The sequence below is a fragment of the Paraburkholderia sp. BR10923 genome, from assembly GCF_040948765.1.
In the GTDB taxonomy this organism is placed as follows: Bacteria; Pseudomonadota; Gammaproteobacteria; order Burkholderiales; family Burkholderiaceae; genus Paraburkholderia; species Paraburkholderia youngii.
On sequence record NZ_JBFPKO010000039.1, the window covers coordinates 1 to 16,475 of the forward strand.

The 16,475-nt window shown below is 58.1% G+C and carries 13 protein-coding genes and 4 pseudogenes; 9 read left to right on the forward strand and 8 right to left on the reverse strand.

Going from position 1 to position 16,475, the window contains the following annotated elements:
- Positions 1 to 501: pseudogene (locus tag AB3X94_RS37470) on the reverse strand (IS6 family transposase); the annotation flags it as partial.
- A gap of 108 nt (positions 502 to 609) precedes the next feature.
- On the opposite strand from AB3X94_RS37470, the pseudogene AB3X94_RS37475 reads away from it, so the two are divergent.
- A pseudogene (locus tag AB3X94_RS37475) lies at positions 610 to 2,010 on the forward strand (phage integrase family protein); the annotation flags it as partial.
- 7 nt (positions 2,011 to 2,017) lie between these two features.
- Positions 2,018 to 2,909 (forward strand): annotated as a pseudogene (locus AB3X94_RS37480) (Tn3 family transposase); the annotation flags it as partial.
- Positions 2,910 to 2,960: 51 nt separating this feature from the next.
- Here the strand turns inward: AB3X94_RS37480 and AB3X94_RS37485 are convergent.
- The 5 genes and pseudogenes from AB3X94_RS37485 to AB3X94_RS37505 all read right to left on the reverse strand — a co-directional run.
- Positions 2,961 to 3,105: pseudogene (locus tag AB3X94_RS37485) on the reverse strand (IS6 family transposase); the annotation flags it as partial.
- Positions 3,106 to 3,169: 64 nt separating this feature from the next.
- Positions 3,170 to 3,964: an N-formylglutamate deformylase gene (gene hutG, locus AB3X94_RS37490; RefSeq protein ID WP_368594103.1), complete on the reverse strand. Its 795-nt coding sequence runs from the start codon at positions 3,962 to 3,964 to the stop codon at positions 3,170 to 3,172.
- Positions 3,948 to 4,958, reverse strand: a complete 1,011-nt coding sequence (locus AB3X94_RS37495) for a LysR family transcriptional regulator (RefSeq protein WP_368594102.1) — start codon at positions 4,956 to 4,958, stop codon at positions 3,948 to 3,950. Before AB3X94_RS37495 ends, hutG begins: the two co-directional genes overlap by 17 nt.
- A gap of 136 nt (positions 4,959 to 5,094) precedes the next feature.
- On the reverse strand, positions 5,095 to 5,847 hold the full coding sequence (locus tag AB3X94_RS37500) for an arylmalonate decarboxylase (protein WP_368594101.1): 753 nt from the start codon (positions 5,845 to 5,847) through the stop codon (positions 5,095 to 5,097).
- 72 nt (positions 5,848 to 5,919) lie between these two features.
- Positions 5,920 to 6,624, reverse strand: coding sequence for a GntR family transcriptional regulator (locus AB3X94_RS37505; protein ID WP_176112079.1), 705 nt, complete (start codon positions 6,622 to 6,624; stop codon positions 5,920 to 5,922).
- A gap of 371 nt (positions 6,625 to 6,995) precedes the next feature.
- Between AB3X94_RS37505 and AB3X94_RS37510 the strand changes: the two genes are divergently transcribed.
- The 7 genes from AB3X94_RS37510 to AB3X94_RS37540 are packed head-to-tail and all read left to right on the forward strand — an operon-like array spanning position 6,996 to position 14,111.
- Positions 6,996 to 8,138 carry a M24 family metallopeptidase gene (locus tag AB3X94_RS37510; RefSeq protein ID WP_368594100.1) on the forward strand — a complete coding sequence of 381 codons (1,143 nt, stop codon included), beginning with the start codon at positions 6,996 to 6,998 and terminating at the stop codon, positions 8,136 to 8,138.
- Positions 8,139 to 8,143: 5 nt separating this feature from the next.
- The gene (locus AB3X94_RS37515) at positions 8,144 to 8,353 is read left to right on the forward strand and encodes a hypothetical protein (protein ID WP_176112077.1); all 210 of its coding nucleotides are present in this window, start codon (positions 8,144 to 8,146) and stop codon (positions 8,351 to 8,353) included.
- 29 nt (positions 8,354 to 8,382) lie between these two features.
- The gene (locus AB3X94_RS37520; protein WP_246392568.1) at positions 8,383 to 9,693 is read left to right on the forward strand and encodes an amidase; all 1,311 of its coding nucleotides are present in this window, start codon (positions 8,383 to 8,385) and stop codon (positions 9,691 to 9,693) included.
- 53 nt (positions 9,694 to 9,746) lie between these two features.
- The gene (locus tag AB3X94_RS37525) at positions 9,747 to 10,829 is read left to right on the forward strand and encodes an ABC transporter substrate-binding protein (RefSeq protein ID WP_368614183.1); all 1,083 of its coding nucleotides are present in this window, start codon (positions 9,747 to 9,749) and stop codon (positions 10,827 to 10,829) included.
- 17 nt (positions 10,830 to 10,846) lie between these two features.
- Positions 10,847 to 11,998, forward strand: a complete 1,152-nt coding sequence (locus AB3X94_RS37530; protein WP_368614184.1) for an ABC transporter ATP-binding protein — start codon at positions 10,847 to 10,849, stop codon at positions 11,996 to 11,998.
- A complete protein-coding gene (locus AB3X94_RS37535) occupies positions 11,995 to 13,263 on the forward strand; it encodes an ABC transporter permease (protein WP_368614185.1) in 1,269 nt (422 codons plus the stop codon). The genes AB3X94_RS37530 and AB3X94_RS37535 overlap by 4 nt, the downstream gene beginning before the upstream one ends.
- A 2-nt stretch (positions 13,264 to 13,265) precedes the next feature.
- Positions 13,266 to 14,111, forward strand: a complete 846-nt coding sequence (locus tag AB3X94_RS37540; RefSeq protein WP_176112072.1) for an ABC transporter permease — start codon at positions 13,266 to 13,268, stop codon at positions 14,109 to 14,111.
- Positions 14,112 to 14,749: 638 nt separating this feature from the next.
- On the opposite strand, the gene AB3X94_RS37545 is transcribed toward AB3X94_RS37540, so the two are convergent.
- Together AB3X94_RS37545 and AB3X94_RS37550 are read right to left on the reverse strand one after the other, a co-directional pair.
- Positions 14,750 to 15,679 (reverse strand): electron transfer flavoprotein subunit alpha/FixB family protein, encoded by a 930-nt coding sequence (locus AB3X94_RS37545; protein WP_368594097.1) that lies wholly within the window; start codon positions 15,677 to 15,679, stop codon positions 14,750 to 14,752.
- The gene (locus AB3X94_RS37550; RefSeq protein ID WP_368594096.1) at positions 15,679 to 16,428 is read right to left on the reverse strand and encodes an electron transfer flavoprotein subunit beta/FixA family protein; all 750 of its coding nucleotides are present in this window, start codon (positions 16,426 to 16,428) and stop codon (positions 15,679 to 15,681) included. Before AB3X94_RS37550 ends, AB3X94_RS37545 begins: the two co-directional genes overlap by 1 nt.
- Between the last annotated feature and the right edge of the window lie 47 nt (positions 16,429 to 16,475).

The window sequence follows — 16,475 nt, forward strand, 5'->3', positions numbered from 1 at the left end:
CTGCCGGATCAGGCCGAAGCTGGAGAGAAAAGCCTGCGTGCGCTTCGGGTCACGAAATCCGCGCATGCGCCGCTCACGTTCACGCGTAGGCTGATGACTGTTCTCTGCCCGGTTGTTCACCCGGGCCGCAGCCTTGACGAACACATGCTTGACGTTCGCCAGTTCGGGGATATCGGCCTTGGCTGCCGGGTAGCTGCGCAATTGATCGGTGACAATCCTTCGTGGCGCGTCGGTACAGGCGGCCAGCACGTGGTTGAAGAAGCGCTTTGCTGCGGCCTTATCGCGACGTTTCTGCAGGAGGATGTCGAGTTCGGCGCCGTGCTGGTCGACTGCCCGCCAGAGCAGATAAGGCTCACCGCGCAACGTAACGAAGACTTCGTACAGATGCCATGTGCGCCCAGGCTTGCGGCGAGCAGCTTTGACGCGATGTGCGAAGCCCGCGCCGAATTTGTCGCACCAGCGGCGGATCGTCTCGTAACTGACAACGACACCGCGCTCGAACCCTTGTTATCGATAGGATTTCATTTTTCGATGAAACTCCCGTTTCGGGAAACGTGCCACCCCTCTGACGCGCCGCTCCCCTGCCATCTCGTTGCCTATAATCTCTGGATGCCGAACGTTCCGTTGCACCCGTCCTTGCCTGAGCCTGCGTCCCTGTCCGCGCTGCGCGCGTGGTACGCAGGCGTCAGCGCTCGCGAGGCGGTCGAACGTTATTGCTCGCAGGCGCTCGAAGGCGGCCAGTCTGCGCGCGGCGTGATCGGACGGATTCGTCGGCAGCTCGCCGGTTTCGCCCTCAGCCGGCATCGCGCCGATCTGGCCCAGCTGTTCCAGTGCGCGGTGGGCGAACGGTCCCATCACCGTAAGGCCGCGACCCGGGCGCTGGATATCTTGCCAACGCTTGAGATCCCACAACCACAGGTGAGCGATGTGATCGATGTCTGGCTGCCAGCCCGTGTTGTCCCCGTGCTGCATCAGCATGGCATCCGGACGCTGGCTGATCTGACTGTACGCATCCCTCGTCGCCGGCGCTGGGTGGCGCACGATTTACGGACTCGGCATGCGCAGCGCACGGCACATTGAAACCTTCTTTGCCGCCCACCCGGTGCTCACCGAACGCGCCCGCGCGCTGATCGTGGTGGCGACGCCGGAGCCTGTGGTGCCGTGGGAAAACATCCACGTGCCACATGACGTCGACGGCTCGTGTGGTGTCTTCCGCGCACCGAAGCCGATGTGTTCGCTCAAGGCCGATAATGACTATCAGGCGATCAGCGCCTGGCTCGACCGGCACGAAGCCGCCGAAACTCAGCGTGCCTATCGCCGGGAAGCCGAGCGCCTGCTGCTGTGGGCGATTGCTGAGCGCGGCAAGGCGCTGTCTTCGCTCATGAGCGAGGATGCGACCGCTTATCCTGCCTTCCTGCGCCATCCCACACCCCGCGCCCGGTGGGTCGCGCCGGCGCGCCCGCGATCGTCGTCCGAATGGCGGCCGTTCACGGGCGCGCTGTCGCCAGACTCCATCGCCTATGCGCTGTCAGTTCCGAGTGCAATGTTTCGCTGGCTGATCGAGCAGCGCTACGTGCTCGCGAATCCGTTTGCCGGCCTCAGGGTGTGCGGCGCGCAGCGCAATGGGTAGCTGGACATTTCGCGCGCCTTTACGGCGGGAGAGTGGGAACTGATCCGCACGATTGCCGATGGCCTGGAAAGGTCGCATGGCTGGGCGGTTCCCGCCGCACAGCGTCTGCGCTTTCTGCTCGATTTCGGTTGGGCGACCGGGGCGAACTGGTCAGCGTTACACTCGGCAGTATCATGACCGGCACGCGCGGTGAGCGGTGGCTTCACCTCACCGGTAAGGGGGCGAAGGCTGGCAAGGTGGTGCTGCCGCCACTCGCACGATTTGCGTTGGACCAGTACCTGATGCAGCGCGGCCTGCCCGTGAGCCCCGCACGCTGGGCACCGGATACGCCGCTGATCGGCCATCTCGACGAACCCGGCGGCATTACCACGCCGTGTCTGAGGGAGGTTGCTGTCCGAGTATCACGTTCGCTATGGGGGATACGGCGGGATCGGCTACTATCACGTATCCGACATGTACATCGCCCTGTTCAGTCACTTCATCCCGTGCGGCGTCCACGAAGCCGTCTACATCCTCGATGGGCTGATCCTGAACGGCGCCGACGTCAAGCCCGATACGATCCACGGCGATACGCAGGCACAAAGCGGTCCGGTCTTCGGTCTGTCGTACGTAGTGGGCATCAACCTGATGCCGCGCATGCGCAACATCAAGGATCTCGTGCTGTACAAGGCGGACCGACGGCGCAAATACAAGCACATCGACAGCTTGTGCCGTCAGGCGATTGACTGGGCACTAATCGAACGTCACTATGCCGACATGATGCGTTGCAGTGTCGATCAAAGCAGGCAGGATGACGCCGTCGACGATCCTGCGCCGCCTCGGATCGGAGAGCACAAAAAACAAGCTCTACTTCGCATTCCGGGAGCTGGGGCGCGTGATCCGGACGCTGTTCCTGCTGAAATATCTCAATGAGCCGGACCTGCGTCGCACGATTCACGCGGCGACCAACAAGAGCAAGCAGTTCAACGACTTCGCTCAGTGGCTGATGTTCGGTGGTGAAGGCGTGATCGCCGAAAACGTCCGACACGAGCAGCGCAAAGTGATCAAGTACAACCACCTCGTCGCGAGCATGGTGATCCTGTACAACGTGCAGTGGATGTCGCGCAAGCTGAAGGAACTGCAGGAAAAGGGGCATCCGGTCGATGCCGAGGTCCTCAAGGTGCTGTCGCCGTACCGGCGCGAGCACATCAACCGGTTCGGGGACTATCTGCTGGATCTCTTGCGCTCCGTCCCACCGCTCGACTCGACTATCGATTTCGCATTCAAATCAGCCGCTTAGGCCGTGGCGGATTTTTACGAATCCCGGCTAGGCCTCTGTTCCATGGCACGCTGCCTGCCTGCGACGTCGCTCGCGGAAACCCCGCATTGTGGCGCGTGGGCGGGTGACTATTTTCAGCGCGATTGTTCACCTGAGCCGACGTCTTTGCGAACAGGTGCTTTACGACAGCGAGTTCCGGTAATTGGGCCTTCGCTGCTTGCCCACATCGATTTGACATTGCAGTGGCCGGACGCTTTTTTGAATATCGCAACGGGACGATCTCACAATGCACTGACTGCATCCAGTGACCTACCGACCATTGTTTCCAATGTTGGTATAACCAGCCGCGCGCGATCCGGGATTAGGTGAAACGGAAGATTTTCGTCCATGTAAGTACTCTGACACATCTCAAGCTGGATGGCATGGATACCGGATGACGGCACTCCGTAATGACGGGTGATAAACCCGCCCTTGAATCGGCCGTTGCTAATCCAGGAATACCCGCTTTCCGCTGCTGCATTGATTGCAGCTTGAAGTACCGAATCGGCCGCAGTGCGGCCGTCCTGCGTTCCGATGTTCAGATCTGGGAGTTTGCCCTGGAACAGCCGCGGTAGAACGCTCGCAATCGAATGCGCTTCCCACAGAAGTACATGCGGATGTTCCTCGCGAAGTCGACGCAGTTCTTCTGCAAGGCGATCATGGTACGGTTGCCAGTATGACTTTACTCGCAAATTCTTTTCATCTGCCGTCGGAGTCTGCCTATCGCGATAGACAGTCTCGCCACGGAACGTCTGTTCCGGACATAAGCCGGTGGTCTGTTGCCCGGGATAAAGATTCTCGTCAGAAGATGGTCTGTTCAAATCGATGACATAGCGGGACAAGTGCGCACTCGTGACCGTCGCCCCGAGCTTATGCGCGAACTCGTAGAGTTTGTCGAGATGCCAGTCAGTGTCGGAAAGCCTTAGCGCGGAGTCGGTGTATTTCTCTCGCAGGTCGTCTGGGATGCTTGTCCCGAGATGGGGAATCGAAATAAGTAGCGGGGCGTTCCCTCGCGTCAAATCATATACTTTTGTCACGATGAGCCTTTATTATGTTTGACTGTTGTAGCGCGGTCGCAGGCATCTGCGGTAACAGTTTTTTGAGCGCTGGACGGATCAGCTCGTCGAGGACGTTTCCGGTAAGAGCCGAGATCTGGTCCACGAGTTCGTCCCACTCGCCACGCCTGTGCAAAATGAAAAAATCCCGCCGACTGAGATGGCTCCTGGGAAGAGGAAATACGACTAAAGTGTCAAGATAGTGGCGCGCTTGCCAAAGGCAGAGCGGTGTGGAAATGGCAAAACCGAGGTTTGCGCTGACAAGGCTCAGCAGCGGGTCCGTCGCATCGAATTCGTAATGACGAGCGCTGCCGATATTCAGATGTCGAGCTAACCGCTCAATCTGCTGCCCAATTACTGAACGCGCCGTGTATCGAATCAGCGGCAGTTCGGCAGCCAGGCTTCCCCATTCGGGATTTGCTCCCTTATGCCTCTCGAACCAGCGGCGAGAAGCGACCGCGAGAAAAGCCTCTGATAAAAGCGGAACTTCGACCAGTCGTGTGTCGGTAATTGTGGTCTGAGTGCAAACCACGACGTCAACCTCGCGCTGATGAATTTGCGCTGAAAGGGCTGGCGTAAGCCCAGACCACATTTCAATTTGACGGGTTGATCCGGACACGGCGCGAATCAGCTCCGGACCGACGGTGGCAGCGAACGAGTCAACGCATCCAAGTCGAACCGGCAGCGTCTCGCCTCGCGACGTGTCCCTAAGCTTGCTGCTGACATCTTGTGCCTGCTTCAACAGGGGCTCGGCCAGCTTGAGCAGAGCGCGGCCGGCGAGATTGGGCCGGGGCGGCCGGCTCTCCCGGTCCAAAAGCTCCGTGCTCTGCTCGCGTTCGAGGGATGCGATTGATTGGCTGATGGCACTTTGACTGACCTGCAGCCGCTTGGCGGCTGCGGTCATCGACCCCGTTTCGCAGACGGTGACGAATGCTTCCAGAGCCCGCAAGTCGATGGTTGGTCGAGGTCGTGTCATCGGATTTTGCCTGGTCAAAAATCATGCGATGGGTTTGTGATGCCGATGAAAGTCGGAAAAAGATAGCAATTTCGTCGTCACACCGGCATCAATCCCACCATGCGAAACAGACCTCCGGCTGCCGCTCGAGTGTTGCCTAGTGCTCGGACAGCAGCCGTCCGAAGCCCCTGATGCGGTCCTGGATGCCAGCGAGTCGCATAACATCCCACGCAACAGCCTGATTACTTGTAATGACGGGCTTGTCGGTTATTTGCTCGATCTCTTCGATGACTTCGATCGATCTGAGTGCCCCACAACTAATGAAGATTGCATCAGCGTCCGGACGGTCGAGATACAGCGCCATTTGCGCAATGCTATTCGGAGTCACGCGCACCATGTCGCTGTCTTTTTCGAGCTGGAGGCCATGGATTGCCAGAACTTCGAAGCCCTCGTTTTCCAGGTAGATTTTCTCCATCTCGTTGATTTCGTCCAGATACGGCGTGCCGATGACGATACGCCTCGCGCCGACCGCCCGCAGACCGCGAATGACGGCTGTTACCATGCTTGTCGTCTTTGCATTCGGGGCGCCTCGCGACAATTCTGCAAAGACCTTCTTTTCGCCGACAACCAGACTTCCAGACGTGCAGCCGTAGCAAATAACATCTAGACTGCCGTCCGGAAGAATCCGCGCCGCAGACTCGGCGAGACTGCTAGCAATGTTGTCGAGGGATTTCCGCGTGATGCTGTCAGGATTGGGGACTCGCGTGAAATGGATTCCGACGCCTTTCGGGAGAAGGGTGAACATGTCATCTTCGATCGTTTGCTCGGTCGCGAGCAGCACAAAGCCTGCCTTGGCGCGATTGTGTCGGCCCTGGTCAAACTCAGCCTTGAATTCAACAAGGTTGCTCACAATACGTACTCCTTTATATAGGATTGGAAATGAGGGAGATGTTCTTGACGCCTGCAGCGATGGAGGGGTGGCCTAACCCGTAATGAAGCGGGCGATTCGCGCGAGTCCAAATGAAATGTAGTTCCGCTGAACCAGGCCTAGAGCACGCATATCGGCGGCGCGCAGCGCGCGGCAGCACTCTTCGAGTTCTCGGTTAAGGTATTCAACCTCCTCTTCCCAGAGGTCTCTGACAAAGTTGTACCAAACGCGTGATGCCTGAAAATAGCACCTGTCGTGCGTCTGCCTCAGCTCCTTATTTCTGATCAGCTCATTGATCGCGAAATGTAACTCATGCAAGACCGACCAGAACTCATCGAAATTCCTGGGACCGTTTAGTAACGCGTTGGCTCGGGGGATGAGGCTTTCAATGCGCTCAAGCGCCTGTGGGGCGTCGAGCGGCGAGCAAAAATCTCCCAGCATCTCGCTCAATCGCAGGCGGAAATTGTACGTGTCCCTGTACTCGCGGAAATCGACCCCGCTAACAATCGTCCCGACGCCGTTTTTCGTTTCGACTAGGCCTTCATATTCAAGTCGCTGCAACACCTGACGAATGGGCGTACGGCTCACCTGAAATTCTTCAGCCAGCACGTTTTCTCCGAGGAAGGTGCCCGGCGGATAGTGGAGACTACAGATGCGATCGCGAACTGTCAGGTAGATGTCAGACGCCTGGCCACGAGGAGCCGTGGCTTTGGCTGCCGGTCGCGGCGTTTGGCCCTTCAATTTAACCACGCGTGCCATTGATGTTCCTCGCTGGACGCTGTTGCGGTGATGGAGCGTCCGGTCAGTGCCGCACCAGCGCGGCGTGTGCCCAATGATAACTACAAGCCACAGCTATACGCAACCTGTACACAGCAACAGACTAGTCGAGATCTGCGATAGTGGGAAATAATTTTCACTTATAGGTCCGCGCGCCGTGAGTTACAGGGGGCGCTTGACGTGGTTCTGCATTAAGTGACGGAACCAAAACAAGATTTCTGCGTTTATCAAACCGATTCCGTCGGTTGAATACAGTGCTTATCCTAGACGAATCCCGTACTTGACAGTGAAAATTGTTGTTCCTAGAGTGGAGCTGTGTACTTGCTGCATACAGCTAACGAGACGGAGGAACTGTGAGCGAATACGAAGGCCGGGTAAGCAAACTGCGCGATGCACTCCGCGTCGCGAATATTGACGTTGCTCTGATCAGCGACCCCGATGCAGTGGCCTATTTCGGCGGCTTCTGGAACTACCTTGGAATGGATTTCGGCAGGCCAACTTTGCTGGTCGTTCCGCAAGATCGCGACCCGGTGCTGATTACTCCTCTGATGGAATCGGAGATGTGCTCGCTGATGACATGGATCAAGGACATCCGTCCCTGGTGTGACGGCATTGACGACGAGTGGCGCAAGCCGCTGCGGGAAGTGCTCGCGGCGTCAAAGGTTAAACGCCTCGGTGTCGAGCGCGCAAAGATGCCGCCGCTCGTGGCAGCGGCGCTGCTTGTCGATGCGGACCACATTGTCGATGTTGGTCAGATCATCCTCGATCTTCGGACGATCAAGACCTCGAGCGAAATCGCCACGATGAAGCAGGCAGGTCACGTTGCAGTGGCAATGGTCGAAGCAGCGAAACAGGTGATCCGGGAAGGCGTACCCGAATATGAAATCGCGTTGGCTGTCGTCGCCGCCGGAACGCGTAAAGCAGCGTCATTCCTGGATGAGCACAAGGACAGATTTGTGTCCCCGACCATTTACAACCTGCAGATCCTCCAGTCGGGGCGCGACGTCTGCCTCGTGCACCGCAGATCCTCGGTTCGCACGTTAAAGCGAGGCGACCCGGTGTATTTGTGTTTCTGCGGAATCGCCAACTTCAAGAACTACAAGCTTGGATTCGACCGCGAGTTCTTCGTTGGGTCGGTGACCGACGAGCAGGCTCGCGTCTACGAAGCGGCGGTAGCGGCGCAACAGGCGGCACTGGCGCAGATCAGGCCCGGAGTACGGTGCGAAGATGTGAATGCGGCTGCTGAGCAGGTGTACAAGGACGCGGGCTTTGCGCCGGGATATCGCACCGGACGTTCGATCGGATATTCGTTCCTCGAAACGCCAGAGCTCAAGCGCGGCGAACAGCGCACGCTTGAGGCAGGCATGACGTTCGCCGTCGATGGCGGCATTACCATCGAAGGCGAGTTTGGCGGGCGAGTCGGCGATTCGATAGTTGTTACGACGGATGGCTTCGAATACCTGACCAACTATCCTCGCGAGCTGGCGGTGGCGTGAAGATTATGGCTGATGGAATCGCACTGAAGACCCTCATCGCGGTCAACCGGGAGTTCTTCGGCAGTCGCTGGACCGAAAAGGACCTCACTGAGCTGGTGGACCCGCGTTTCGGCGTGGTATCGGACCTGTCCAGTCTCGTCGGGCGCCTTGCGGAGATTCGGGCAAAAGATCTCGGCGACGTGGCGCCGCCGTGGGCCGAGGGTACGCAATCATGACACCGGTACGGGGCACAAACCTCAGAGATATGTCGCGAGTGCTAGCCAATGGCGACGCTACGTCGTCTGAGTTTATCGCGCATAGTCTGGCGCTTGCGGAGGCGACCAATTCATGGCTGAAATGCCTGATAACCGTGACCAGTGAACGCGGTCGGGAGCAAGCAGCGGCGGCGGATGATCGGCGTCGCCGCGGGGCTTCGCTAGGATTGCTGGACGGCGTTCCCTACGTCGCAAAGGATGCTTTCAACACAGCGGGCATCCGGACAACGGCCGGGAGCCGGGTATATGCGGAGCACTATCCAACGGAAGATTCCGTAGTCGTTCGAAAGCTTGCGGATGCTGGCGCTGTCCTGATTGGCAAAGCGAATATGCACGAGTTTGCCTATGGCGCGACCGGCGAAAACCTGTTCACTGGCACAACAGTCAACCCGTGGGACCGGAGTCGATTGGCTGGCGGGTCCAGCGGGGGATCCGCCGCAGCTGTGGCAGCCGGCATCGTGCCATTTGCGTTGGGCACCGATACCGGCGGCTCAGTGCGCGTTCCTGCCGCGCTGTGCGGCGTCACCGGATTCAAGCCGTCTTTTGGACTGCTCGACTCGACGGGAGTAATCCCGTTTTGCTGGACGTTGGACCACGTGGGGATCATTGCTGCAAGCGCGGACGACGTGTCGATTGTTACGGCATGGCTGACCGACCTGGACACATTCAGTCCCGTCAAGTGCGCAAGGTCGCTCCGGGTGGGCGTACTGCCCGACGCAGCTCTCGTTCTTCAACCCTCGGTCAGAGCCGGTTATGAGTCGGCTCTGGCTGCGCTGCGCGGGCTGGGAGCCCGTTTTCACGAGATCGAGTTGCCCGATGCCGCCGAATCTCGAACAGTGTCGCTCACGATCCAGCTCGCCGAGGCGCTCGCCTATCACTCGCCGTTGATCGAGACGTGCGGGGAAAAGTATGGTGCCGATATCAGGAGTGGTTTTATATTAGGTCAGCAGTTGTCCGCTGAGAGTTACGTGCAATGTCAAAGGCTTCTGACCGAATATCGACGCTCCTTCTCGCGCCAGTTCGACAATGTCGACGTAGTTCTCACACCTACCTGTCCAATCGTCGCCCCTGAGATCGGGAGCACCAGGGTGCCGATCGGCGAGCAACTGTGTCCCGTCGGGAATGCGCTGACACTTTACACCTCGTTTTTCAACCTCGTCGGAGCGCCCGCAGTTGCACTGCCATCAGGACAGGATGACAGAGGGCTCCCAGTAAGTGTGCAACTTGTTGGCGCCGCAGGTGCCGACAAGTGGGTTCTCCAGTTGGCCCGGCGTTTGGAGAAGGACTTGGCGCAGGTCTAAACGCCTGCTAGCTCGTGACAATGACCCTTAACGTATCGTCGAGAGAGGTATGTATGAAAATCGGAAACACATCGAAGCAAGCACGGGCGTGCCTGTTCACCGTCCTGGCAGCAGTTCTGCCAGCTACATCGGCTCAGGCTCAACAGCTGGTCATCGCATCTTTCGGTGGGGCATATACCGCCAGCCAGTCCAAGGCCTTCTTTGAGCCTTACACCGCGAAGACCGGCACCAAGATCTTGCCGGCCGATTACAACGGCGGTCTCGCGGAGCTGCGCTCCCAGGTACAGGCCGGATCTGGGGCTTGGGACGTCATTGACCTTGAGTTTCAGGATGCCGCGCGAGCCTGCGACGAGGGGTTGATCGACCCCATCAAGGCGAGTTCCCTTGCTCCTTCACCGGATGGCAAGCCTGCATCGGCCGACTTCGTCAACGGATCATTGCTGGACTGTGGTGCCGGAACCATTCTCTGGTCCAACGTAATCGCATTTGACAAGAGAAAGTTCTCCGGAGCCCAACCGACGACGATCGCAGACTTCTTTGATCTGAAAAAATTCCCGGGGAAACGGGGACTTAGCAATAAACCGAACGGAAATCTGGAATGGGCCCTGATGGCGGATGGCGTGCCTCGCGACAAGGTCTACGCGACGCTGCGAACGCCGGCAGGACTTGAGCGCGCCTTCAAGAAACTGGACACGATCAAGCCAAGTGCGGTGTTCTGGGGAGCGCAGGCGCAGTCGGTTCAACTTCTTGCCGACGGTGAAGTCGCGATGACCGAAGGCGGTAATGGACGATTCACCGACGCTATTACCAAAGAAAAGAAACCGTTCGGCATCGTCTGGCAAGGACAGATCATCAACGGAGATGTCTTTGCGATCTCCAAGGCGAGCAAAAACAAGGCGGCCGCACTCGATTTCATCCGGTATGCGACATCGTCGCCGCAGCTTGCAAGTCAGACGAAATATATCAGCTACGCGCCGGCGCGCCGCTCGGCACTTCAGCGTGTTGACGCGTCCTTGCGGGACAACCTGCCGACGTCGCCCGCCAATCTGAAGGTCGGCCTCGCGAACGACACTGCATTCTGGAACGATGAGCAGGACGAAATTAACCGGCGCTGGGCCGCCTGGATGGCCCGCTAAGGATCAAGGTAACGCAAATGCGAAACGTTTCCCAGCAACGAAATGGAAGTTCGAGAGTGGCCGACGGGAACCACGTCGTATTCTCGCAGGTAGAAAAGAGCTACGACGGGAGCACCCAAGTGGTGAAATCGCTCTCCCTTGCGGTCAGGCGGGGTGAGTTTCTGACCCTGCTTGGCCCGTCGGGATCCGGCAAAACAACAACCTTGATGATGCTGGCGGGTTTTGAGGCGCCGACTGCTGGGACGATTAGCATCGACGGTGTGAATCTGACAACGACGCCGCCGCATAGACGGGGCATTGGCATGGTCTTCCAGAACTATGCGCTGTTTCCTCATATGTCGATCGCAGACAACGTGGCCTTTCCACTTGCAGCGAGAAAGGTTCCCAAAGACCAGATCGCGAAAAAAGTAGCAACGGCGTTGGAAATGGTGAAGATGCATGCATTCGCTTCCCGTCGGCCGGCTCAGCTCTCTGGCGGCCAGCAGCAGCGGATCGCGCTGGCCCGTGCCTTGGTCTTCGAGCCCACCTTGGTGCTGATGGACGAGCCTCTTGGTGCTCTGGATAAACAGCTTCGCGAGCACATGCAAACGGAAATCAAGCATCTGCACAAGATGCTTGGCGTGACGGTGGTCTATGTCACCCACGATCAGGATGAAGCGCTGGCCATGTCTGACCGGGTCGCAATCTTCAACAATGGAATCATAGAACAGATCGGTCCGCCGACCGAGATTTATGAATCCCCAAACACCGAGTTTGTGTCGCGGTTCGTTGGCGACAACAATCTGCTGGACGGTGTCGTACGCGAATGTTACGCGTCGGCGGACGGCGACTTCCGCGCAAAAGTCACTCACGGAGAATGCCAGTTTGAGGCACGCACTGCAAAGCCGCTGCCGTCGGGGTCGCGCGTGTCTCTGGTGTTGCGTCCCGAGCGCGTAGTGATTGCCTCGCACGAAACGGCGTTCGAGAACCGTGTGAACTCGGAGATCATTGAGTCGACCTACTATGGCGATCACGTCAGACTGACATGCAAGATTCCGAGCGGCAACGAAATTTCAGTGAAAATCGCGAACACGTCCAGCCTCGGATCTCTTCGCTCAGGACAGACGCTACCCATCGGCTGGCGCTCAGTTGACAGCCGCGCGCTGTTGGCTGCGGGAGGCCCGACATGAATCCGGTGACAATAGCTGAGAGCGGCCCTGACGATTCCCATGACGAACAATGTGGCGCTACGTTAAAGAGCCGGGTTCAGAAGGCGAGGCGCCGCGAGACGCGAAAATCTTTTCTGCTTGTCCTGCCGGTGATCGTGTTCCTGCTGCTGACCTTTGTTGTGCCGATCGCGAAGATGTTTGAGGTCAGCGTCTACGATGCAACGCTGCGCGACCTTCTTCCGGCGACCGCTCGAGCCCTCGACGCCGGTTCCAGGGACGCGGCAGGTCAGATGTGGACAGCTCTGGCCCGTGACCTCGTTACTGCAAGAGAAAATGGCAAGCTCGGTCTGGTCGCGAGGCGACTGAATGCCGAACGCTCGGGGCTTCGATCTGTCGTTGAACGTACGGCGCGGCGCGCTGCTACTGCTGACGAAGTACCGACTGCTCAGTGGTTCGCGAACGTGGATCCGGTATGGACTGATCCCGGCGTGATACCGATGCTTGCACGCGCAACGCGACCATTCACGCTAGATAATTACCTTGCGGCGCTAGACTTCCGACGCGATGAGCAAGGCAGTATCGAGTCACAACCGGAAGACAGCAGAATCTATCGCTCGCTCTACCTGAAAACGTTCCTGGTTTCCGTCGCCGTTACCGCGTTGTGCTCTGTGTTGGGGTATCCGATTGCTTACCTCATGGCGACACGATCAAAGTCCACTGCGAATAAATTGATGATTCTGGTGCTGGTGCCTTTCTGGACGTCAATGCTTGTTCGCGTCACTGCATGGATGGTGATGTTGCAATCTCAAGGAGTGTTCAACGATCTTCTCGTTCTGGCCGGAGTGGTCAATGACCACAACCGTGTCATGTTGATCTATAACCTGACGGGCACACTGATCTCCATGACACATATCCTGTTGCCGTTCTTCATTCTGCCGCTATACAGCGTAATGGTTGCGGTTCCACCTAGCTACATGCGAGCTGCACAATCTCTTGGAGCAGGGCGGTTCATTTCGTTCTGGAAAGTTTATTTTCCGATTACTTTGCCAGGAGTAGGCGCCGGTGGTTTGCTGGTACTGATCTTTGCTTTGGGTTATTACATCACGCCTGCACTTGTCGGCGGACAGTCTGGCCAGATGATTTCGAACATGATCGCTTTCAACATACAGACTTCGTTGAACTGGGGGCTGGCGGCAGCGATTAGCATCGTACTACTTGTTGCGGTGCTCGCGCTCTACTTCGTGTACAACCGAATGGTTGGCGCTGAAAATCTCAAGATGGGGTAACCATGAACGTCCATAGCCAGCCGTTTCGTTCTCCCGTCGAAAAGGGATGGAGCATACTTTTTGCCGTAATGTGCACGACAATCTTTCTTTTCCTCGTCGCGCCGGTTCTTGTCATCATCCCTCTTTCGTTCAACGCGGAACCCTATTTCACGTTCTCTCGAGCGATGTTGCATTTGCAAGCTGATGCGTGGTCGCTTCGGTGGTATGAATCGTTTTTCGACAACCCAAGGTGGCTGCTTTCGGTCAAGAACAGCCTCATTGTGGGCGTTGCCACAACGGCTCTTTCTGCGTCCATTGGCACAGCAGCAGCGCTGGGCCTGAGGCAGCGTTTGCTGCCCAGCAGGTCGCTCCTCATGAGCTTCATTCTCGCACCGATGGTTGTACCAACGATTGTCACCGGAGCGGGAACTTACTTCGTATTCGCAAAGGTAGGGCTCGTTGATAACTTGTGGGGTCTCATTGCAGCGCACACCGCGCTTGGCATCCCCTTCGTTGTAGTTACGGTGCTTGCCTCTGTGAGCGGCCTCGATCGGTCCTTTGAACGGGCGGGCGCCATCATGGGGGCGCCGCCCTGGATGGTGTTTCGAAAGGTAACGCTTCCGCTCATCATGCCAGGCGTGACGGCCGGCGCGGTACTCGCGTTTATCACATCGTTTGACGAGGTAGTTTTCGCGCTTTTCATTCTTCCAAGTCCGCAGTATTTCACGCTGCCAAGACAGATGTGGTCTGGACTTCGGGAGCAGATCAGCCCGGCTATTCTTGCAGCGGCAACGCTTTGGATTGTGCTTTCGCTTGTTTTGATGTGGTTGATGGGCGTGCTGAGAAAAAGAGCGGCGCATGTTCGCTGAGGCGCCAGAAGAGGGCGTGCGGGTGGACTACCGCACGAGAGCACCCACGTGCATTGAGCCGCAGCCGTTGCTGCTATCTGCTTCAGGAATTCAACTCGTTGGCGCGCGCCTGACATGCGTCGCGTTGAGCAAGTCAAGGTGCGGGGGGCATATCCTCAAATTCGCCGCGATCGTTCAAGCCTTCACATCCGTAATTGATCGCCGATATGTCGGCAGATACAGGTAGCCCGCCGGCAGCGCGACCGCGCAAAGGGCCGCCTGATGTCCATGCTAAGTCTTGATCCGATATCGAACCGCCCGGTGTATAGACTGCCTAGTGGTAGTTTTTTGATTGTGTCCGGCAGCACGAAACTGCCGATAGTGCTGCTGCCAGATCGCGGCTCGCTGTCCGCAACTGTGCTCGCATGCTATCCAAAGGTTCGGCGCATACTCAAGTGCGTCTTATTCGGCAATATGGGGACCGTGCTGCTTCCGCCGGCCTTGGTTGGCGTGCGAAGCGAAAGCTTGACGCGGCAGGAGATTCCGCCATGTAGCGCTAGCTGGCTTGCGATCGGATAGCTATCGCGGGGAATGACGAAAAAAACGGATTGTGCCACCGTAGCGAACGGCGGCCCATGATGAAGGACTCATCGCGAGCGTCAGATCTGGCTCGTTAGCTCCGGTAATACAGAAAAGAGATCGCCGACCAGCCCATAATCTGCAATTCCAAAGATCGGCGCTTCTGCATCCTTATTCACAGCGACGATGACTTTTGAGTCCTTCATGCCGGCCAGATGCTGAATCGCACCGGAAATGCCCACGGCGATATACAACTGCGGAGCGACGATCTTGCCGGTCTGTCCTACCTGCCAGTCGTTCGGAGCGAAACCCGAGTCCACCGCGGCTCGTGACGCACCTACCGCCGCACCGAGCTTCTGTGCCAGCGGATCGAGTAACGCAAAGTTCTCCGCACTACCCATACCGCGCCCACCCGAGATGACGATTCGTGCTGACGTTAGTTCCGGCCGCTCGTTTTCAGCCACTTCGCGACGCACGAAACGTACCCGCCGTGTACCTTCGGCAGCTTCGATCGTGACAATTGATGCGCTGCCGCCAGTCGCGGGCGCGGCGTCGAAAGCGGTAGTGCGGATCGTCGCTACCTTGATCGCATCGTCGCACTGCACGGTTGCGATGGCGTTGTCTGCATAGATCGGACGGTCGAACGTATCGGCCGAATGAATGGCGATGACGTCCGAGATCTGAGATGCGTCGAGTTTTGCAGCAACACGCGGTGCGACGGTCTTGCCCGCAGCAGTCGCAGCGAACAGCACATGTGTATAAGACGGCGCCAGTGCAATCACCTGTGCGGCGATGTTTTCCGCCAGGCCATCGGCCAGAATATGCGCATCGATCAGAATGACGACGTCGACGCCTTCGATTCTGGCTGCGGCTTCGGCGACGGGATGCGCGTTATAACCTGTGACAAGCATGTGCACGCCGTTATTGAGCTGGCGCGCTGCGTTGACTGTGTGCAGTGTGGCGGACGAGACCGCCGCGTCTCTGTGTTCCGCAATGACGAGTGTGGTCATCAGATCACCTTTGCTTCATTCTTCAGTTTGTCGATCAATGTGGCGACGTCCGCCACGCGTACTCCCGCCTTGCGGGCGGCCGGCTCGGCGACTTTCAGCGTCTTCAGCCGCGGTGCGGGATCCACGCCGAGATCGGCCGGCGTGACCGTGTCCATCGGTTTCTTCTTCGCTTTCATGATGTTGGGTAGCGTCACGTAACGTGGCTCGTTCAGCCGCAAGTCAGTCGTTACGATGGCCGGAAGATCCAGCTGAAGCACTTCGAGGCCGCCGTCTACTTCCCGGGTAACAGTGGCGACGTTACCCTCGATCTCGATAGCGCTTGCGAATGTGGCTTGCGGCCAGTCGAGAAGTGCGGCGAGCATTTGGCCGGTCTGACCGGCGTCGTCGTCAATGGCCTGCTTGCCGAGAATGACGAGCTGCGGTTGCTCGCGCTCGACCACGGCCTTCAGCAGCTTCGCGACCCCCAGCGGTTGCAGTTCAGCTTCAGTCTGGATATGCAGAGCGCGATCGGCACCGATAGCGAGCGCCGTACGCAGAGTCTCGCCGCTTTGCGCGGGGCCGCAAGTGACCGCGATCACGTCGTGAGCGACTCCAGCCTCCTTCAGGCGAGTCGCCGCCTCGACGGCGATCTCGTCAAAAGGATTAATCGACATCTTTACGTTCCCTATGTCGACGCCCGTCTGATCAGCCTTCACGCGGACCTTTACGTTGTAGTCGACAACGCGTTTAACTGCTGCCATGACCTTCATGCCTGGTTTCCTCGTTGCTCGGGGGGGGAATTTGGGAGCGCGCGCAT